This is a genomic window from Halopseudomonas yangmingensis (assembly GCF_900114825.1).
Classification (GTDB): domain Bacteria; phylum Pseudomonadota; class Gammaproteobacteria; order Pseudomonadales; family Pseudomonadaceae; genus Halopseudomonas; species Halopseudomonas yangmingensis.
On the sequence record NZ_FOUI01000016.1, the window covers coordinates 12,344 to 29,828 of the forward strand.

Genomic DNA, 17,485 nt, shown 5'->3' on the forward strand with positions numbered 1-17,485 from the left:
AATGAGCGATAAAAAAGTTATTCGTCTCCGTCGCGCTCGCCGTTCGCGTCTGAAAATGCGTGAGCTGGAAGCCGTACGTCTGTGCGTGTACCGTTCTTCGCAGCACATGTACGCGCAAGTGATCTCCGCTGATGGTTCCAAGGTGCTGGCCAGTGCGTCGACCCTGGATGAGAGTCTGCGTAGTGGCAAGACCGGCAACATTGAAGCAGCCAAGCAGGTTGGCCAGCTGGTTGCCGAGCGTGCCAAGGCCGCCGGTGTGACTCAGGTCGCCTTCGACCGTTCCGGCTTCAAGTATCATGGCCGCGTCAAGGCGCTGGCCGACGCCGCTCGTGAAGGCGGGCTGGAATTCTAAGGGTAGAAGCTATGGCTAATTTCGATCAGAAGCGCGACGAAGGTTACATCGAGAAGCTGGTACAGGTTAACCGCGTTGCCAAGGTAGTGAAGGGCGGACGTATCTTTGCCTTTACCGCTCTCACCGTAGTAGGCGATGGCAAGGGCCGCGTCGGCTTTGGTCGTGGCAAGGCACGTGAAGTGCCTGCTGCGATCCAGAAGGCGATGGAAGCTGCCCGCCGTAACATGATTCAGGTGGATCTGAACGGCACCACTCTGCAGTATCCGGTCCGTGCAGCGCATGGCGCCTCCAAGGTGTTCATGCAGCCTGCCTCGGAAGGTACCGGTGTCATTGCTGGTGGTGCGATGCGTGCCGTGCTGGAAGCGGCCGGTGTGCATAACGTTCTGGCCAAGTGCTACGGTTCCACCAATCCGGTCAACGTCGTTCAGGCTACCTACAAGGGCCTGAAGTCGATGCAGTCTCCCGAGTCTGTAGCGGCCAAGCGCGGCAAGACTGTTGAAGACATCCAGGGGTAATCCGAGATGGCTAACGCAAAAATCAAAGTGACGCTGACCAAGAGCGTTGTCGGTCGCCTGCCCAACCACAAGCTCTGTGTTCAGGGTCTGGGTCTGCGCCGCATCGGTCACACCGTTGAAGTCGAAGATACTCCGGCTGTCCGTGGGATGATCAACAAGGTCTACTACATGGTTCGGGTAGAGGGTTAAGACATGAAACTGAATGATCTGCGTTCCGCACCGGGCGCCCGTCGCGAAAAGCATCGGGTCGGTCGCGGTATCGGCAGCGGCCTGGGCAAGACTGCCGGTCGCGGCCACAAGGGTTTGACCTCGCGTTCAGGCGGCACCGTCGCTCCGGGCTTCGAGGGCGGCCAGCAGCCTCTGCACCGTCGTCTGCCGAAGTTCGGCTTCACCTCGCGTATTGCTATGGTGACTGCCGAGATTCGTACCAGCGAGCTGAACAAGCTGGCGGTTGATGTTGTTGATCTGCAAGCGCTGAAGGATGCCAACATCATCAGCAACAAGTACGTGCGTGCCAAGATTGTTCTCTCCGGAGACATTACCAAGGCACTGAACCTGAAGGGCCTGATGGTCACCAAGGGTGCGCGTGCAGCGATTGAAGCAGCTGGCGGCAAAATCGAGGACTAAATGGCTAAGCAAGGCGCTCTCTCCGGACTGAATACCAGTGGCCTGGGTGAACTCTGGGGGCGCCTGCGCTTCCTGTTCCTGGCGATCGTGGTTTACCGTATCGGTGCACATATTCCGGTGCCCGGTATCAACCCCGATCGTTTGGCTGATCTGTTCAGACAAAATGAGGGCACCATTCTCAGTCTGTTCAATATGTTCTCGGGTGGTGCGCTGGAGCGGATGAGTATCTTCGCTCTGGGCATCATGCCGTACATCTCGGCCTCTATTATCATGCAGCTGATGACGGCGGTTACCCCGTCGCTCGAACAGCTGAAAAAGGAAGGCGAGTCCGGTCGTCGGAAGATCAGTCAGTACACGCGTTATCTGACGCTGGTGTTGGCGTTCATTCAGGCAATCGGTATGTCGGTTGGCCTTGCCAGTCAGGGCGTAGCGTTCAATACCGGCTTCGGTTTCTATTTCATCGCAGTAACCACCTTTGTGTCTGGTGCGATGTTCATGATGTGGCTGGGTGAGCAGATTACCGAGCGTGGTGTCGGCAACGGTATCTCCATGCTGATCTTCGCCGGTATCGTTGCGGGTCTGCCGAGTGCCATCGGTCAGTCGTTCGAAGCTTCACGTCAGGGCGATATCAATATCTTCGCGCTGATTGCAATTGCCATCCTGGCGATTGCGCTGGTTGCCTTCGTGGTGTTTATCGAGCGTGGTCAACGCCGCATTACGGTGAACTATGCCAAGCGTCAGCAAGGCCGCAAGGTGTTTGCTGCGCAGACCAGCCATCTACCATTGAAGGTGAATATGGCGGGTGTTATTCCTGCGATCTTTGCCAGCAGTATCCTGCTGTTCCCGGCCTCGCTGGGCACCTGGTTCGGCCAGAGTGAAAGTATGGGTTGGCTGGTGTCGATTTCGCAGGCTATTGCACCAGGTCAGCCGTTGAATATTCTGTTGTTCAGTGCGGGGATCATTTTCTTCTGCTTCTTCTACACTGCTCTGATGTTCAACCCCAAGGAAGTTGCAGAGAACCTCAAGAAGTCGGGCGCTTTCATTCCGGGTATACGCCCAGGTGAGCAGTCCGCACGCTACATCGATGGTGTGCTGACCCGTCTGACCCTGTTCGGCTCTCTGTATATGACTGCGGTTTGTCTGTTGCCGCAGTTTCTGGTGGTGTCGGCTAATGTGCCGTTCTACCTTGGCGGGACTTCGCTGCTGATCGTTGTTGTGGTTGTCATGGACTTCATGGCCCAAGTACAATCGCACCTCGTTTCACAGCAGTACGAATCCCTTATGAAGAAATCGAACCTGAAGGGCTACGGTAGCGGCGGTTTGCTGCGCTGATAACCCTCCGGGATTCAGGAGTTACTGATGAAAGTTGCAGCCTCTGTAAAGCCGCTTTGCCGTAACTGCAAGGTCATTCGCCGTAATGGCAGCGTGCGGGTGATCTGCAGTGCTGAGCCCCGTCACAAGCAGCGCCAGGGTTAATTCCAGGCGATTGATTGAAGGCTACGTCTCAGGATAACCGACTGCCCGACCAGAGTTCTGGTTGGGCGGTTGATTTTTGTTCAAGTTAGCGCTACCCTACTGCACCCTTTTTCGAACACCCTTTGTTTGGGTGAGTCAGGTAGCTGTCAGACGGAGTAAATTTGGATGGCCCGTATTGCAGGCGTCAACATCCCGGATAACAAGCACACTGTTATCTCTCTGACCTATATCTATGGTATCGGTCAGACCAAGGCGCAGAGTATCTGTGCCGCAACCGGCATTGCCCCGGATGCAAAAATCAAGGACCTCAGCGAGGAGCAGGTTGATCTGCTGCGTAACGAAGTTGCCAAGAGCACCGTTGAAGGTGATCTGCGTCGTTCGATCAGCATGAGCATCAAGCGTCTCATGGATCTGGGTTGCTACCGTGGTCTGCGTCACCGTAAGGGCCTGCCGGTCCACGGTCAGCGCACCAAGACCAATGCCCGTACCCGTAAGGGTCCGCGCAAGCCGATCCGCAAGTAATCGCTGAGGAATAGAGATATGGCAAAGCCAGCAGCTCGTGTCCGTAAAAAAGTCAAGAAGACGGTGGTTGACGGGGTAGCCCACATCCATGCGTCGTTCAATAACACCATCATTACCATTACCGATCGTCAGGGTAACGCACTGAGCTGGGCCACTTCCGGTGGTTCGGGCTTCCGTGGTTCGCGCAAGAGCACCCCGTTCGCTGCCCAGGTGGCTGCAGAGCGTGCTGGTCAGGCGGCCCTTGAGTATGGTCTGAAGAACCTCGACGTGTGCGTGAAGGGCCCAGGCCCGGGTCGCGAATCCGCCGTGCGTGCGCTGAATTCCTGTGGCTACAAGATCAGCAGCATCACCGACGTAACCCCTATCCCGCACAACGGCTGTCGCCCGCCGAAAAAGCGTCGCGTTTAATCAGGAGAGACGGAAATGGCTCGTTATATTGGTCCCAAGTGCAAGCTGTCTCGCCGCGAAGGTACAGATCTGTTCCTGAAAAGCGGTGCGCGTGCTCTCGAATCCAAGTGCAATCTGGAAACCCCTCCGGGCGTTCACGGCCAGCGCCGTGGTCGTCTGTCCGAGTACGGCACCCAGTTGCGTGAAAAGCAAAAGGTGCGTCGTATCTATGGCGTGCTCGAGCGTCAGTTCAGCAACTACTACAAGGAAGCTGCCCGTCTGAAGGGTGCTACCGGCGAGAACCTGCTGCAACTGCTTGAGCGTCGTCTGGACAACGTTGTCTATCGTATGGGCTTTGGTGCCACTCGTGCAGAAGCACGCCAGCTGGTTTCCCACAAGGCCATCAGTGTTAACGGCAAGACTGTGAACATCGCCTCCTACCTGGTTGCTCCGGGTGACGTGGTTGCTGTTCGCGAGAAGTCGAAGAATCAGCTGCGTGTTAACAGCGCCCTCGAACTGGCAGCCCAGCGCGGTCAGGTAGAGTGGATCGAGGTTGATGCCGCGAAGAAGGAAGGCGTCTTCAAGAGCCTGCCGAGCCGCAGCGACCTGTCCGCCGACATCAATGAAAACCTGATCGTCGAGCTCTACTCCAAGTAAGCGTTAGACAGTTAAAAGGTGCCCCATGCAGAGTTCGGTTACCGAGTTTCTAACTCCGCGTCACATTGACGTACAGGAAACCTCGCCCACCCGTGCCAAGATCACTCTTGAGCCGCTGGAGCGTGGTTTCGGCCATACCCTGGGCAATGCGCTGCGGCGCATTCTGCTCTCGTCCATGCCCGGCTGTGCCGTGGTTGAGGCGGAAATCGACGGCGTTCTGCATGAGTACAGCGCCATCGAGGGCGTTCAGGAAGATGTCATCGAGATTCTGCTGAACCTGAAAGGTCTGGCGATCAAGATGCACGGCCGTGATCAAGTTACCTTGACCTTGTCCAAGCAAGGTCCTGGTACTGTCACTGCTGCTGATATCCAGCTGGATCATGACGTTGAAATCGTCAATCCGGATCATCTGATTGCCACGCTGGCCGATAACGGCGCGCTGAACATGAAGCTGACCGTTGCCCGTGGTCGTGGTTATGTGCCTGCTGATGCACGTCACTCGGATGAGGATGAAACCCGTTCGATCGGTCGTTTGCAGCTCGATGCCACCTTCACGCCGGTCCGTCGTGTTTCTTATGAAGTTCAGAGTGCACGTGTTGAACAGCGCACCAACCTGGACAAGCTGGTTATCGATCTGGAAACCAACGGTACGCTGGATCCTGAAGAGGCTATCCGTCGTGCTGCGACTATCCTGCAGCAGCAGCTGGCTGCCTTCGTTGACCTCAAAGGGGACAGCGAGCCGGTGGTTGAGCAGCATGAAGACGAGATCGACCCCATCCTGCTGCGTCCGGTTGACGATCTGGAACTGACTGTACGTTCGGCCAACTGTCTCAAGGCTGAAAACATCTATTACATTGGCGATCTGATCCAGCGTACCGAAGTGGAGCTGCTGAAGACCCCGAACCTGGGCAAGAAATCCCTGACCGAGATCAAGGATGTTCTGGCTTCTCGTGGTCTGTCACTGGGTATGCGTCTGGACAACTGGCCGCCTGCTAGTTTGAAGAAAGACGACAAGGTCCTGGCCTGATCGTCTTAACCCGAGGATTTGAGAGATGCGTCATCGTAAAAGTGGTCGTCACCTGAATCGGACCAGCTCGCACCGTAAGGCCATGTTCCAGAACATGGCGGTGTCACTGTTCGAGAACGAACTGATCAAGACAACCCTTCCGAAAGCCAAGGAACTGCGCCGCGTTGCCGAGCCGCTGATCACCCTGGCCAAGGAAGACACCGTTGCCAACCGTCGTCTGGCTTTCGACCGTACCCGTAGCAAGGAAGCGGTTGGCAAGCTGTTCAACGATCTGGGCAAGCGCTACGCCAACCGTCCGGGTGGCTATGTGCGTATTCTTAAGTGCGGTTTCCGTACTGGCGACGCGGCCCCTATGGCCTACGTCGAGCTGGTTGATCGTCCTGAGCTGGCTGCTGCTGGCGAAGAGTGAGTCAATTGCGCTGCAAAAAAACCGGGTTTTCCCGGTTTTTTTGTGCCTGCTGATCCGCTGACTGTGGTTGACCAGCTGCCATTGTCAGAGGAACATGACGGGGTCATCCCGTTGTCGTGCAAGGTAATTCGAATGAAAGGTCATCCGGAAGTTGTTGATTATCTCAAACAGTTGCTCAAAGGTGAGTTGACTGCCCGAGACCAGTATTTTGTGCATTCCCGTTATTATCAAGAATGGGGTTTGGGCAAACTTTATGAGCGGATCAACCACGAGATGGAAGAGGAAACCCAGCACGCCGATGCGTTGTTGCAACGCATTCTGTTCCTCGGTGGTGTGCCGGACATGGCACCACACCCCTTTATTTTCGGTAACAGCGTTGAGCAGATGCTGGAAATTGATCTGCAACTTGAATATCAAGTGCGAGATGCGCTGAGCAAGGGAATTGCGTTGTGTGAACGTCATGCTGACTTTGTCAGTCGTGACATGATCCTCGCGCAATTGAAGGATACCGAGGAAGACCATGCCCATTGGCTGGAGCAGCAGCTTGGGCTGATCCGTCGTATCGGTCTGGCCAATTACCTGCAGTCGCAGATGCATCAAGTCTGAGACGTAGAAAAACCCGCACCTGAGAGCGCGGGTTTTTTTTCATCGGTTGATCAGGCCCGTGGCGTCGGAATCATCGCTTCGATCAGGCGCGGGCCGCGTTGCGCCATGGCCTCTTGCAGCAGGCTGTGAAACTCTTCGCAGGTGTTTGCCCGATCTGCCTGCATGCCCATGCCGCGAGCGATACTGGTCCAGTCGATTACCGGGTTCGACAGGTCCAGCATTGACAGGGTTTTGTCATTCGGGGTGCCGGCACCCACTCGTGCCAGTTCAACATTGAGAATCGCGTAACTGCTGTTGTTAAGTAGCACTACGGTAATATCCGTCTGCTCGCGGACCATGCTCCACAGCGCCTGGGTGGTGTACATCGCGCTGCCATCGGCCTGTAATGCCAGTACCTTGCGCTCGGGGCAGGCGAGTGATGCACCCAGTGCCAGCGGCAGCCCCTGGCCGATCGCGCCACCGGTCAGGGTCAGCCAGTCATGCGCGGCTGCTCCCATGCAGTGGGCATAGATACCCAGCCCCGATGTGTTGCCCTCGTCCGAAACAATCGCCTGATCGGGAAGTAATGCGGCCAAGCTGCGCCCTATTGCATCGACACTGAGTGGCCCCTGTTTCAGCGGCAGGCTCATCGGTGTCTGGCGTTGGGCGGGCTCAGCGGGTGCCTGCAGCCTGTCTGCCAGTGCATTCAGTGCGGGTAGCAGTGCTTGCCCGTGTTTGCTGAGGGTCATCATCTGGCAGCTTTCGGATGCCAGCCAGCTGGCCTTCCCGGGATAGGCGAAGAAAGCGACAGGTGCCTTGCTGTCGACCAGGATCAATTGCTCGTAGGACTGCAGAAAGGTTAGTGCCTGTTCAGCAAAATACGGGATGCGTTGCACAGGCACGCGCCCAACGCCACGCTGCAGGCGGGCAGGGAAGGTTTCGCAGAGCAGGGTGGCACCGGTGGCAGCAGCAATCCTGCCCAGCAACTCGAGCGCTTCGCTGCGAAGCGCCTTGCCACCAAGCAACAAGCCGGTACGCTTGCGGTTCCCCAGCAACTGGACGGCCTGCTCCAGCAGTGCCTCTTCCACCGGTTCGGCGGGTGGTGCTGCCATCGCTTTGGCCGGTTCGCCAGCGGGATCCCATGAGCAGTCGGCTGGGGCAATCACGGTGGTGATCTGCCCCCCATTGGCATAACTCATGCTGACTGCCTCGGCACCCAGTTGGCTCAGGTGATCGGCACTTTGCGCAACACCAGTCCACGCCGAGGACAGATGTACATGGCCCAGCAGGTCGCTGGTCAGCGGCGCATCGTATTGCAGGTGGTAGGTGGCGTGGTCGCCGACGATGTTAACCATGGGCACACCGGCGCGGCGTGCGTTGTGCTGGTTGGCCATGCTGTTGGAGAAGCCTGAACCCAAGTGCAGCAGGGTGGCAGCCGGCTTGTCGGCCATGCGCGCATAGCCATCAGCGGCGCCGGAGACCACACCTTCAAACAGGCAGAGCACTGCACGCATCCCGTCAGATTGGCCGATGGCTTGAACCAGATGCATTTCCGATGTGCCGGGATTGGCAAAGCAGATGTCCACACCGCTGGTCTGGAGAGTGTGCAGCAGGGCTTGTGCGCCGTTCATTGGATGTCCTCTTTGTACTTGTAGGTGAAGGGCCTGTGTTCAGGCCCGACAGACTTCTGACAGAGAATATACCCATCGCGGCGGCTGTGCAGTGTCATGCAGGTTACATTCACTGTGCTCAGTCGTGCGGCCAGGCGCGCTGAATGATCTCACGGCAATGACTGCCGTGCGGCAGGGCGCCATAGTTGTGCAGGCCGCGTTGCGCCAGGCGTGATCCGCAGAAGGCGTCAGCAACAGCCGCCGGCGCATGCCGAACCAGCAATGAGGCCTGAAGTGCCAAGGCCATCTGGTCGACCAGAGTGCGGGCACGGTATTCGATCGCCGTGGTGTCACGCAGCTCCTGCTGAAGCTGCTTTATGGCCTGGTCCAGATGCCGGTTGCCACCAGCAGCAAGATTGAGTTCTCCAAACATTGCCTGAAGCGACTCCGGGTCTCGCTGGGCCACTCGCAATACATCAAGGCACTGGATGTTGCCGCTGCCTTCCCATATGGCATTTACCGGGGATTCACGGAACAGCCGTGGCATGATGCAGTCCTCCATTACCCCGCTGCCGCCGATACATTCCATCGCTTCATAGGCATGTTGTGGCGTGCGCTTGCAGATCCAGTATTTGCCAACGGGTGTGAGAATACGTGCAAGAAGCCGCTCGTGTTGATCGTGCTGGTTGTCCATGGCGCGTGACAGGCGCAGGGTCATGGTCATCGCCGCCTCACTTTCCAGTGCCAGATCGGCCAGCAGGTTCTGCATCAGCGGCTGATCCGTCAAGCGGGCTCCGAAGGCACGGCGTTGACTGCAATGATGGATGGCCTGAATCAGCGCCTGACGCATCCCGGCCGAAGAGCCGATCATGCAGTCGTAGCGGGTCATCGACACCATATCGAGTATGGTGCGTACGCCTTTGCCTTCCTCGCCGACCATCCAGGCCAGGGCACCGCGCAGCTCGGTTTCGCTGGAGGCGTTGGCGACGTTGCCCATTTTCAGTTTCAGTTGCTGGAGTTGCAGCGGGTTCTTGCTGCCATCAGGCCGCCAGCGCGGCAGCAAAAAACAGGAAAGCCCGCCGGGTGCCTGTGCCAGCACCAGAAAGGCATCGCACATGGGCGCGGACACAAACCATTTGTGGCCAATCAGACGATAGGCCTTGCCTGGTCCGCTCTGATCAACCGGCTCGGCCCAGGTGCTGTTGCTGCGCACATCCGACCCGCCCTGCTTTTCAGTCATGGCCATACCTATGGTCAGGCCGTGTTTCTGGTGCGCCGGGATGTTCCTCGGGTCATATTCACGTGACAGTACGCCCGGCGCCCAGTGCTGGTAGAGGTCTGGCTGGTGACGCAGGGCCGCGATGGCCGCGAAGGTCATGGTGATCGGGCAGCCATGCGCAGCCTCCACCTGGGTGTGCAGGTAATAGCCGGCGGCGCGGGCCACATGGGCGCCTGGGCGTGGGTCTGTCCAGGGGCTGGCATGCAGGCCCTGATCAATGGCGCGAGCCATCAACTGATGGTAGGCCGGATGGAAGCGTACCTCGTCAATACGACGGCCATAACGGTCGTGGGTGCGCAGGCTTGGCGGATTGTCGTTGGCTGCAAATCCGAGCGCGATACTCTCGGCGCTGCCAGCCAGCGCACCGGCTTCGTGCAGCGCTGGCATGGCCCATTCACCCCCTTCCCGCTGTACCGACTGGCACAGGGCGGTATCCGTCTCAAACAGGTTGAAGTTCTCCAGCAGGGCGGGCTGGTTGTTCACTTCATGGGTATTTTCGAGCAGATCAACGGATAACGGCATGGCAGGCTCCGGCAGGATTTTTCAAGAAGTGAATCAGGATTCTTTACTTCGTGCAAGTATCTTTGCCAAAGCTGCTGGCCAGTAGAAGCCTGGGCTGCACATAATGACCCGGCTGGCAGCAGGGCATAGCGACGAGGCGGCAATTGACCGGATGGCGCCGCAATCAACTGCTGTCGTGTGGAATTTCAGTGACCGGTCACAAACTCGGGAGTCTTGTATGCAACAGCAACCACCAACCCCTGACATTCGCTGGTTTATAGCCGTGCTGCTGGTCGTATTGGCATTTCTGGCAGTGATCTGGTTTGGTTCGGAGCGAACCGGGGGCAAGTCTGCTGCGCTGCCGCCTGCTGCCGTGATGTTGTCAGTTCAATCCGGGCAGCAAAGCCCGGCAGGCTCAGCGGTGGTGATTGTTTCCATTCAGGGAAACACATTCGGGGGTGCCGTCATGTTTGAGGCGTCGGCGCAGAAGCTGGCCGTTTAGCAGATATACGGGGCGATAGGCCGCATCTACCCGAAATTTCAGGACACTCTGCTGTCCCAGACGAAGCAGTTGGCCGCTGACCCTCAGTGGCGGATGGGTACAGCCGCAGAGGCGTTCAAGCAGATCGGCAAGGGGCCCGCGTAACGGATGCAGGCCGCCAATCCGGGCATCGTCCTCCAGCCCCAGCCAGAGTTCGCCACCCTCGGCATTTGCCAGACATGCCAGAGCGGCAGCGATATCACGATCAGACAACAGAGCTCGGTCGCTTTTGAATTCGACCCGCATGCTTTCCCGCTCGGGAAGCCATTGCGGGCGCTGGCTACACATGTGCTGATACTCCTCACGTTGGCTGCCCAAAGATTCGCTCAGACAAAGGCGCTGCCGCTGAAGCTGTTTCGCTGCGCCAGCAGTGCATGCCGGCTGGCCAGCGAAGGGTAACGCTGCTGCCAGTTGCATTCCGGCATGCGAAAGGCCAGGTAGTCAAGCGCTACCGCAATCACCAGGTCGCCAAGATGGGGTGTTGAACCGCTGGGGAGCCAGTCCGTCTGCAACTGCTTCAGCAGCCGTTCGATGGCGCGCAGACGGCGGCTACCGAGCAGGGTCTGGTCAGACTCGCCACCATGATGCTTGCGTGCGATCACTGTGGCAAAGCTGGCATCCATCAAGCCCTGCCCCAGACCGGCCAGATGCAGACAATCGACCAGTTGTGCTGCTGGTAGCAGGCGCGACCCGGGATCCAGGCTGTTCAGGTAGCAGGCAATAAGCAGGGACTCACTGATACTGCGGCCGTCCTCCAGTAGTAATGCCGGTATCCGGGCGGCCGGGTTGATATGCAGCAATGCCTGGGGGTCGGACCAGGGGTCGGTCCAGCACAGCTCGATCTGTTGCATCATACCCAGTTCTTCGGCAGCAACACGCACGACACGGGCGTAGGGAGAGGTGGCATTCAGGAACAGTTGCATGGGCATTACTCCGGATAACGGGAAGGCTGCAGGTGACGACTGCCGAACAGCAGCAGGGCAAAGCCACTGGCCAGCAGCAGACCGCCGAGCAGAAACAGCGGGCGATAACTGCCGCCAAGAATGAACAGCAGTGACATCAGGTAGCCGGAAAGGGCCTGGGCCGCGGCAAAGGCCGCGGTGGCCCGTCCCCAGAGTTGTCGGTGAGCGTCGGGCCCGCCCAGTTCAGCCAGGCGTCCGGAGGTCAGTGCGACTACGCCGGGGACCAGCGCGCCCACCAGAAACGAAGAGAGCGAGCGCGCTAGCGGGTCGGCGGCCAGAAGCGCCAGTGTCACTGCCAGTGCCTTCAGCGCCAGTGCCAGCAACAGACTCTGCTGCCACCCCAGGTGACGTACCAGCCAGGCTACCAGGAAGGGGCCGCAAAATGCGCCCAGCCCAAACAGCGCCCATTGCCCCGAGGCGCGCACCTGCCCCAGTTCCAGCTCACGAGCCAGGTAATCGACCCAGAATACAGTGTGCGGCACAAAGGCCAGTGCATCCAGTGCATAGGCAGCAACCACCAGCAGTGCCAGCCGGCCGGCTGGCAGGCTGTGCGTGCTGTGTGACGGGTAAGCGCCAGAAGGTGGCGTCAACAGGGGGCGCAGGCGACGCACGCCGAGCAATCCCAGTACGGCAGCAAGACTGCACAACAAGCCCAGCAGCAGCCAGCTCAGGCCTGGTGGCCAGGCCAGCAGTGCTGGCACCAAGGTGGCTGACAGCAGTGTGCCAAGGCCAATGCCGGTAAATACCCAGGCGGCCAGCGTGGGGCGTTGCGCCACAGGAACGCAGGCAAATGCCAGTGACGGGCCAACGACCATCAGCCAGGCACCGCCTACGCCGGCCAGCAGTCGCCAGCCGGAGAACCAGAGGAAGCCGGCAGGCCAAACGCATAACAGAAAGCTGCCGGCACACAGCAGATAACCCATTGCCAGCAGTGCCGGGTTGCCAAACCGGCTGGCCAGGCGGTTGGCGCTGAGTGCACCGAGCAGGTAGCCGAAAAGGTTGGCAGCACCCAGCCAGGCCGCTTGCTGGCTGTTGAACCAGCCATGCTCAACCAGACCCGGTAGTAGTGCGGCATAGGCAAAACGCGCCACACCGACGCCCGTGAGCGTAGCCATCAACCCGCACAGCAAGGCTGGCAAGGAGGCGCGGGGGATAAGCATCAGGGCGGCTCAGTCCAGACCGGGAATCAGCCAGGCCTGCAATTGTTCGCGCAGCGCCGGGGGTATCGGTACCGGGCGGTCGGTGGCCGGGTCAATGACGACCATCACGGTGTTGGCCGAGGCCTGAAGCTCCCCCTTGTCCAGACAGCCACCGGTGAAGATAAAGGAGCTGTTGCCGATGCGACTGATGCCGGAAACCAGTTCAACCGCATGAAAGCCTGGGCGGTAATGCTCGTAACTCATGTCAGTGGCAGCCACCAGCACGCCGAGGCCTCCCATTTCCAGCTGGCGGATACCGCCGAAACGTGCCTGCTCCATCCAGCGTGCCAGTGCGGCTTCACTGCGCTGGCTGTCGACATCCATATCGCCATAGCGAGGCGTCAGTTGCTGGTGGACCGGGAAACCACCGGGGTGACTGAACAGCTTGCGGTAGGCATCTCCAGGCAAGGGGTCAGCCGCGCCAAGGGCAACGCCTTGCAGGCGTTCCAGGGTTTGCTGCGGCAGGGGTACCCGGTGGTGCTGTTCAAAGGCCGCCATCAGACACTGTTGCTCGCCGACCAGCTCATCGTTCTGGTACAGGCGGCTGATCACGCGAAAACCCTGGGAGTCACAATCGAGAATCTGGACCCGGGCCAGCAAGTCGCTGTCGTACCAGCTGACCAGTCGGTAGTCGGTCAGGCAGCGCAGTGGACGCAGGCGTACGTCGTCAGAGAACCAGGCATCGCGGCCAAACAGTTCCATCTGCGTTCGCATACGCGCTTCCTGATGGATGTGGTAGAGCCGCGTGTTGTTTATGTGTCGCCAGGTATCCAGGTCGGTAAAGCGGGGCGTAATAAGGGTTTCGAACAGCTGGCCGGCGCTCATGCGGAGATAGTCCTTGGGGTAATTGCTGTGAATTTGCCAAGGATGGCCAGTCTGCCGGCAGCGCGCAAGGGCTGCCGGCTTTCATTGGCAGGAGGAATGATCAGGCATCGAACGACAGGTTCACTGTCCGAGCAGGCTGCGGATCGCCCCTATGGTTGCCGGGCCGTTGAACGGCTTGACGATCCAACCGCGCACGCCTGCCGCCTTGCCGCGCGCCTTCATCTTCGGGCAGTTTTCGGTGGTCAGCATGATGATCGGGGTGTGGCAGCCAAGTTCGTTGCGGGTCTTTTCGGCCATGCTCAGGCCATCCAGCCCCGGCATGTTCACATCACAGATGACCAGTCCGATATCGCGCTGGCTGCGTAGTTGCTGCAGACCTTCATTGCCGTCTGCTGCGGTCAGTGTCTGCAGTCCCTGCTGGCTGAGGAACTGGCTGACTTCCTGACGGATCAGGCTGGAATCATCGACTATCAGCACGCGGGCCATGGTGGTACTCCTTTGCAATGGGTAACGGGATTCAGAACAGTTCCAGCTCGCCACTGGCAGTGGCTGTTTCGCTGGCAAATGCGCTGCCGGCGGACGCTGGCGGCAAGGTCAGCTGGATATCGAATGGCAGCAGCAGACCGGCCAGCAATTCCTGGCCGCCATTGCTGCGTGTGCGTGCCACAGCGACCGTTTCATGTTGTTCCAGCAGGTATTCCAGGCAGCCGGCCGGCAGACGGTTAGGGGTGGACATGCCAAGGCCGGCAAGTTGTTGGCCGAGCAGCCGCTTCAGGCTGCCACAGAGCATGTTGGCCTGCTCGTACAGCTGTTCCTGCCGGTCGGCTCCTTCGTCGCCAAGCAGGCAGAAGTGCCCGTGGAAGCGGTAGCTGCTTAACGTCAGCAGGGTCAGGCTGCAGGGCTCGCGGCTGGCATGAAGCAGTTGTGCCGGCTCCAGAAGTGTCGCCTTGCCCTGTTCATCCAGACTCTGCTGCAGCAACTGGTTGAGACGCTGGTGAGGACGTTGGCTCATAGGCTGTTTCTCCACTCAGGCAGCCAGCGCCACAGCGCTGTGCCGGGGCTGCAACTGCGCCAGCCGCAACCGCAAATCCTGCAGTCCGGTATGGATCATGCGGCTCGAGGCCTGGATGTCCTGAAAGGTTGTTGTGGTGATGGTGGCGTTTTTCAGCAGCATCCGCGAATAGCCGCCAATCAGGATCTCCGAGCGCCCGGCCAGCTCGCGCACCTCGTCGGCAACAATCGCAAACCCGCGTCCGTGCTCACCGGCACGGGCCGCTTCGATGCTGGCATTCAGGGCCAGCAGCGAGGTCTGTTTGATCAGTGCACCAAACGCCTGACTCTCTTTCTGCATGTCTGCATTGTGTTGCATCAGATCGTCCAGGCGCTGGTTCCAGCGCTCGAAACTGCTGACGATGTCGCCCAGTTGCTCGATCTCGCTGACGATCTGTTGCCAGTCATGGTCGCGACATTGTGCCTGGCGCAGAGCATCCTGAAGTTGTTCGCATTCGGCCAGCCAGTGTGCGTTGTGTTCGGCCTGCTGGCGCTGCGACAACTGCAGTTGTTCGTGCAGTTGCTGCTGCTGTGTCTGCCAGTGCTCACAGGCACTGTGGTGGCGGCTTTCGCAGTCTTCCAGGCTCGACGTCAGCTGCTGCACGCGAGCAATCAATTGCTGGCGCTCGGTTTGCAGTTCGTGGGTCTGCAGACGGGCACGCTGCAGTTGGCGCTGACGGGTCAGCTGCTGGAGCACCAGCAGAACGACGGCGGCGGTCAGCATCAGCAAAAGGGCGGTAAGCATCGGGCATCTCCAGACAACGGATCGGAATGCCGCTGATGCTGAACCGGAATAGTGTCCGTTTGATGACGCCGGGTATACGACGATATCAAATGGCTGTCATCTGCCGGCAATGCGCGGCGGCTAGTCTGGCGCAGATACCGGCGACCGGATAGCACCCCGGTTTTCCCCTGACCTGCCAAGGAGATTTCCACATGTCTGCCAACCTTGCCCTTGCCACCCCAGTCTTGTCGTCTGATCCCGAACGGCGTTTCTACTCACCGCAGATGCAACGCCAGCTGCTCGGGGAGGCAGGCAATCCGCACATCCTGCGCTGGCTGGAGGTAATCCGTCCGGTGGCTGCCGATACCGATATGTTGCGCGTGCTGGATGTATTTCGTGAGCACCAGCAGGAGCATTTCTTTCCGGTACTGGATGATGACGGGCGTCCACTGGGGCTGGTATGTGAGCGCAGTCTGAAGAACTACGTGTACTCACGCTATGGCATGGCGCTGCTGGCCAATCGCGGGCAGCCCAGACTGCTTGGACAATTTATCAGCGAATGCCCTGTTGTCGAGGCCGATGCGGAGTTGCAGCAGGTCCTGCAGGCGGCCCATTGCCACCCCAATGGTGAAGGAGTGCTGGTGGTCTGGCAGGGGCAATATCTGGGCTTTGTGCGGGCCTCGGCGCTGGTCGAGCTGGCGCATGAGTTGCAGATGGAAACGGCCCGTCAGCACAACCTCGAGCTTGATCGCAAGAATAGGGATATCCAGGCTGTCTTGCAGAATATGCGACAGGGCATCTGTACGCTGATGCCGGACCTGACATTGCATTCCGAGTATTCGGTGCATCTGGGTGAGTTGCTGGAGTGTCGCGAACTGGCCGGCGCGCCGCTGCGCAGTGTGCTGCTGGAGCATTGTGAGATGGGCAATGATCGTCTGCAGCAGATAGAAACGGCACTGAGTGCCAGCATTGGTCAGGATGCACTGATGTTCGAGTGCAATGCCCATTTGTTGCCGGATCATCTGCAGGCCCGGCTGGGCGGACAGTCAAAACGCTTTGAGCTGCACTGGCGGCCGTTGCTTGATAGCGACGGACAGGTCGAGCGCATGCTGCTGGTGTTGCGTGATGTAACCCGGCTGCACCAGTTGCAGCAGCAAGCGGCCAGCCAGCAGCGCGAGCTGCAATTGCTGGGCGAGATACTGGGATGCGGTGAACCTCGCTTCGTGGGCTTCCTGCAACAGGCGCAAAACGGAGTGGAGTCTCTGCAGGCGCAACTGGATAAGGGTGAAGCCTTGCAGATAGATTCGACTTATCGCCTGCTACACACCCTGAAGGGCAATGCGCGCACCCTTGGGCTGCTGGCGGTTACCGACAGTCTGCATGAGGCAGAGCAATGTCTGCAGGATGCACGCAATAGCACAGGGACAACGCTGCAAGACGTTGTCAGCCTGACTGACGCCTTGCAGCAGGCCGAGGCCGCCCTGCAGGACTATCGCCGGTTGTTTGAGTTGCGTCTGCGCGGCTTTGTCCGCAGCGACAGTGCCCGGTCCGAGGGGTACTGGCTGGACGATGACCTGTGGCAGCAACTGCAGCAGCTGGCTCGCCGGCAGCCGGATGCGCGCCTGCAAAGGTTGCTGGCGCGCCAGCCTATGCCCTTGCTGGAACAGGTGCTTGATCAGCAGTTACAGGGATTGCCGCACATCTGTGACGAACTGGGCAAACCGCAGCCGCAGGTCAGTCTCAGTGGTCACCTGCAGGGCCTGCGTATCAGCACCGAGTGCGCCGCCAGCCTGGCTGACTGCATGACTCACCTGTTGCGCAACAGCATGGATCACGGCATTGAGCCGGTAGCGCAGCGACGGGCAGCGGGCAAGCCCGAACAGGGGCGATTGCAGATTCATGTCGACTGCGATGCAGCCGGCATACGCCTGTGTCTGCAGGATGACGGGCGTGGCCTGGCACTTGACGCGTTGCGGCGCAAGGCCGAGGCCCGTGGCGAACTTGAGCCCGGTCAGGCCTGTAGTGATGAGCAACTGGCCGCGCTGATATTTCACAGCGGGCTGAGTACGGCGGCAGCCTTGACGATGTTGTCCGGGCGCGGGGTCGGTATGGATGCGGTGCGTGCCAGTCTGGCGGCGCTGGGTGGAGATATCCGGGTGTACTGGCAGCAGCACACGGATGCCGGACAGCCGGTGCGGGCCTTCGGGTTGGAAATACGCCTGCCGCTGCTGGACTGA

General features: G+C 59.3%; 22 protein-coding genes. 13 read left to right on the forward strand and 9 right to left on the reverse strand.

Annotated elements, in window-relative coordinates; genetic code table 11:
* Position 1: 1 nt before the first annotated feature.
* From rplR to bfr, 12 genes are all read left to right on the forward strand, one after another.
* Positions 2-352: a 50S ribosomal protein L18 gene (gene rplR, locus BMZ23_RS12750; protein WP_093478075.1), complete on the forward strand. Its 351-nt coding sequence runs from the start codon at positions 2-4 to the stop codon at positions 350-352.
* Positions 353-363: 11 nt separating this feature from the next.
* A complete protein-coding gene (gene rpsE / locus BMZ23_RS12755; RefSeq protein WP_093478078.1) occupies positions 364-867 on the forward strand; it encodes a 30S ribosomal protein S5 in 504 nt (167 codons plus the stop codon).
* A gap of 6 nt (positions 868-873) precedes the next feature.
* Complete coding sequence (gene rpmD / locus BMZ23_RS12760; protein ID WP_093478081.1) at positions 874-1,056, forward strand: 50S ribosomal protein L30; 183 nt, start codon at positions 874-876, stop codon at positions 1,054-1,056.
* Positions 1,057-1,059: 3 nt separating this feature from the next.
* Positions 1,060-1,494 carry a 50S ribosomal protein L15 gene (gene rplO / locus BMZ23_RS12765; protein ID WP_093478084.1) on the forward strand — a complete coding sequence of 145 codons (435 nt, stop codon included), beginning with the start codon at positions 1,060-1,062 and terminating at the stop codon, positions 1,492-1,494.
* Positions 1,495-2,826 (forward strand): preprotein translocase subunit SecY, encoded by a 1,332-nt coding sequence (gene secY / locus BMZ23_RS12770; RefSeq protein WP_093478087.1) that lies wholly within the window; start codon positions 1,495-1,497, stop codon positions 2,824-2,826.
* Positions 2,827-2,853: 27 nt separating this feature from the next.
* On the forward strand, positions 2,854-2,970 hold the full coding sequence (gene rpmJ / locus BMZ23_RS12775) for a 50S ribosomal protein L36 (protein WP_093478090.1): 117 nt from the start codon (positions 2,854-2,856) through the stop codon (positions 2,968-2,970).
* Positions 2,971-3,135: 165 nt separating this feature from the next.
* Complete coding sequence (gene rpsM / locus BMZ23_RS12780) at positions 3,136-3,492, forward strand: 30S ribosomal protein S13 (protein WP_093478093.1); 357 nt, start codon at positions 3,136-3,138, stop codon at positions 3,490-3,492.
* Positions 3,493-3,510: 18 nt separating this feature from the next.
* Complete coding sequence (gene rpsK, locus BMZ23_RS12785) at positions 3,511-3,900, forward strand: 30S ribosomal protein S11 (RefSeq protein WP_083728622.1); 390 nt, start codon at positions 3,511-3,513, stop codon at positions 3,898-3,900.
* A 15-nt stretch (positions 3,901-3,915) separates the two neighbouring features.
* Positions 3,916-4,536: a 30S ribosomal protein S4 gene (gene rpsD / locus BMZ23_RS12790; protein WP_093478096.1), complete on the forward strand. Its 621-nt coding sequence runs from the start codon at positions 3,916-3,918 to the stop codon at positions 4,534-4,536.
* A 25-nt stretch (positions 4,537-4,561) separates the two neighbouring features.
* A complete protein-coding gene (locus BMZ23_RS12795; RefSeq protein ID WP_093478099.1) occupies positions 4,562-5,563 on the forward strand; it encodes a DNA-directed RNA polymerase subunit alpha in 1,002 nt (333 codons plus the stop codon).
* A 25-nt stretch (positions 5,564-5,588) separates the two neighbouring features.
* Positions 5,589-5,972, forward strand: coding sequence for a 50S ribosomal protein L17 (gene rplQ / locus BMZ23_RS12800; RefSeq protein WP_093478102.1), 384 nt, complete (start codon positions 5,589-5,591; stop codon positions 5,970-5,972).
* Positions 5,973-6,104: 132 nt separating this feature from the next.
* Positions 6,105-6,578 carry a bacterioferritin gene (gene bfr / locus BMZ23_RS12805; RefSeq protein WP_093478105.1) on the forward strand — a complete coding sequence of 158 codons (474 nt, stop codon included), beginning with the start codon at positions 6,105-6,107 and terminating at the stop codon, positions 6,576-6,578.
* Between the two features lie 50 nt (positions 6,579-6,628).
* Here bfr and BMZ23_RS12810 read toward each other — a convergent pair whose 3' ends face one another.
* The 9 genes from BMZ23_RS12810 to BMZ23_RS15305 all read right to left on the reverse strand — a co-directional run bounded on the left by BMZ23_RS12810 (position 6,629) and on the right by BMZ23_RS15305 (position 15,269).
* Positions 6,629-8,188, reverse strand: a complete 1,560-nt coding sequence (locus tag BMZ23_RS12810) for an acetolactate synthase large subunit (protein ID WP_093478108.1) — start codon at positions 8,186-8,188, stop codon at positions 6,629-6,631.
* A 118-nt stretch (positions 8,189-8,306) separates the two neighbouring features.
* On the reverse strand, positions 8,307-9,968 hold the full coding sequence (locus tag BMZ23_RS12815; RefSeq protein WP_093478111.1) for an isovaleryl-CoA dehydrogenase: 1,662 nt from the start codon (positions 9,966-9,968) through the stop codon (positions 8,307-8,309).
* Positions 9,969-10,362: 394 nt separating this feature from the next.
* Positions 10,363-10,776, reverse strand: coding sequence for an RNA-binding domain-containing protein (locus BMZ23_RS12820; RefSeq protein WP_177197286.1), 414 nt, complete (start codon positions 10,774-10,776; stop codon positions 10,363-10,365).
* A 38-nt stretch (positions 10,777-10,814) separates the two neighbouring features.
* Positions 10,815-11,411 (reverse strand): glutathione S-transferase family protein, encoded by a 597-nt coding sequence (locus BMZ23_RS12825; RefSeq protein WP_093478117.1) that lies wholly within the window; start codon positions 11,409-11,411, stop codon positions 10,815-10,817.
* Positions 11,412-11,416: 5 nt separating this feature from the next.
* Positions 11,417-12,610, reverse strand: a complete 1,194-nt coding sequence (locus BMZ23_RS12830; protein WP_093478120.1) for a YbfB/YjiJ family MFS transporter — start codon at positions 12,608-12,610, stop codon at positions 11,417-11,419.
* A 9-nt stretch (positions 12,611-12,619) separates the two neighbouring features.
* Entirely contained in the window at positions 12,620-13,474 is an 855-nt protein-coding gene (locus tag BMZ23_RS12835) for a thioesterase family protein (RefSeq protein WP_093478123.1), read from the reverse strand.
* 120 nt (positions 13,475-13,594) lie between these two features.
* On the reverse strand, positions 13,595-13,960 hold the full coding sequence (locus BMZ23_RS12840; RefSeq protein ID WP_093478126.1) for a response regulator: 366 nt from the start codon (positions 13,958-13,960) through the stop codon (positions 13,595-13,597).
* Positions 13,961-13,991: 31 nt separating this feature from the next.
* Positions 13,992-14,486, reverse strand: a complete 495-nt coding sequence (locus BMZ23_RS12845) for a hypothetical protein (protein WP_093478129.1) — start codon at positions 14,484-14,486, stop codon at positions 13,992-13,994.
* Between the two features lie 15 nt (positions 14,487-14,501).
* Positions 14,502-15,269, reverse strand: a complete 768-nt coding sequence (locus tag BMZ23_RS15305) for a methyl-accepting chemotaxis protein (RefSeq protein ID WP_093478132.1) — start codon at positions 15,267-15,269, stop codon at positions 14,502-14,504.
* Positions 15,270-15,460: 191 nt separating this feature from the next.
* Here BMZ23_RS15305 and BMZ23_RS12855 point away from each other — a divergent pair, with 191 nt between their 5' ends.
* Positions 15,461-17,485, forward strand: a complete 2,025-nt coding sequence (locus BMZ23_RS12855) for an Hpt domain-containing protein (RefSeq protein WP_093478135.1) — start codon at positions 15,461-15,463, stop codon at positions 17,483-17,485.

Bases quoted from the DNA above. Each gene is read 5' to 3' on its own strand.
- rplR (WP_093478075.1), top strand. From the start codon at position 2: ATGAGCGATAAAAAAGTTATTCGTCTCCGTCGCGCTCGCCGTTCGCGT.
- rpsE (WP_093478078.1), top strand. From the start codon at position 364: ATGGCTAATTTCGATCAGAAGCGCGACGAAGGTTACATCGAGAAGCTG.
- rpmD (WP_093478081.1), top strand. From the start codon at position 874: ATGGCTAACGCAAAAATCAAAGTGACGCTGACCAAGAGCGTTGTCGGT.
- rplO (WP_093478084.1), top strand. From the start codon at position 1,060: ATGAAACTGAATGATCTGCGTTCCGCACCGGGCGCCCGTCGCGAAAAG.
- secY (WP_093478087.1), top strand. From the start codon at position 1,495: ATGGCTAAGCAAGGCGCTCTCTCCGGACTGAATACCAGTGGCCTGGGT.
- rpmJ (WP_093478090.1), top strand. From the start codon at position 2,854: ATGAAAGTTGCAGCCTCTGTAAAGCCGCTTTGCCGTAACTGCAAGGTC.
- rpsM (WP_093478093.1), top strand. From the start codon at position 3,136: ATGGCCCGTATTGCAGGCGTCAACATCCCGGATAACAAGCACACTGTT.
- rpsK (WP_083728622.1), top strand. From the start codon at position 3,511: ATGGCAAAGCCAGCAGCTCGTGTCCGTAAAAAAGTCAAGAAGACGGTG.
- rpsD (WP_093478096.1), top strand. From the start codon at position 3,916: ATGGCTCGTTATATTGGTCCCAAGTGCAAGCTGTCTCGCCGCGAAGGT.
- BMZ23_RS12795 (WP_093478099.1), top strand. From the start codon at position 4,562: ATGCAGAGTTCGGTTACCGAGTTTCTAACTCCGCGTCACATTGACGTA.
- rplQ (WP_093478102.1), top strand. From the start codon at position 5,589: ATGCGTCATCGTAAAAGTGGTCGTCACCTGAATCGGACCAGCTCGCAC.
- bfr (WP_093478105.1), top strand. From the start codon at position 6,105: ATGAAAGGTCATCCGGAAGTTGTTGATTATCTCAAACAGTTGCTCAAA.
- BMZ23_RS12810 (WP_093478108.1), bottom strand. From the start codon at position 8,188: ATGAACGGCGCACAAGCCCTGCTGCACACTCTCCAGACCAGCGGTGTG.
- BMZ23_RS12815 (WP_093478111.1), bottom strand. From the start codon at position 9,968: ATGCCGTTATCCGTTGATCTGCTCGAAAATACCCATGAAGTGAACAAC.
- BMZ23_RS12820 (WP_177197286.1), bottom strand. From the start codon at position 10,776: ATGTGTAGCCAGCGCCCGCAATGGCTTCCCGAGCGGGAAAGCATGCGG.
- BMZ23_RS12825 (WP_093478117.1), bottom strand. From the start codon at position 11,411: ATGCAACTGTTCCTGAATGCCACCTCTCCCTACGCCCGTGTCGTGCGT.
- BMZ23_RS12830 (WP_093478120.1), bottom strand. From the start codon at position 12,610: ATGCTTATCCCCCGCGCCTCCTTGCCAGCCTTGCTGTGCGGGTTGATG.
- BMZ23_RS12835 (WP_093478123.1), bottom strand. From the start codon at position 13,474: ATGAGCGCCGGCCAGCTGTTCGAAACCCTTATTACGCCCCGCTTTACC.
- BMZ23_RS12840 (WP_093478126.1), bottom strand. From the start codon at position 13,960: ATGGCCCGCGTGCTGATAGTCGATGATTCCAGCCTGATCCGTCAGGAA.
- BMZ23_RS12845 (WP_093478129.1), bottom strand. From the start codon at position 14,486: ATGAGCCAACGTCCTCACCAGCGTCTCAACCAGTTGCTGCAGCAGAGT.
- BMZ23_RS15305 (WP_093478132.1), bottom strand. From the start codon at position 15,269: ATGCTTACCGCCCTTTTGCTGATGCTGACCGCCGCCGTCGTTCTGCTG.
- BMZ23_RS12855 (WP_093478135.1), top strand. From the start codon at position 15,461: ATGTCTGCCAACCTTGCCCTTGCCACCCCAGTCTTGTCGTCTGATCCC.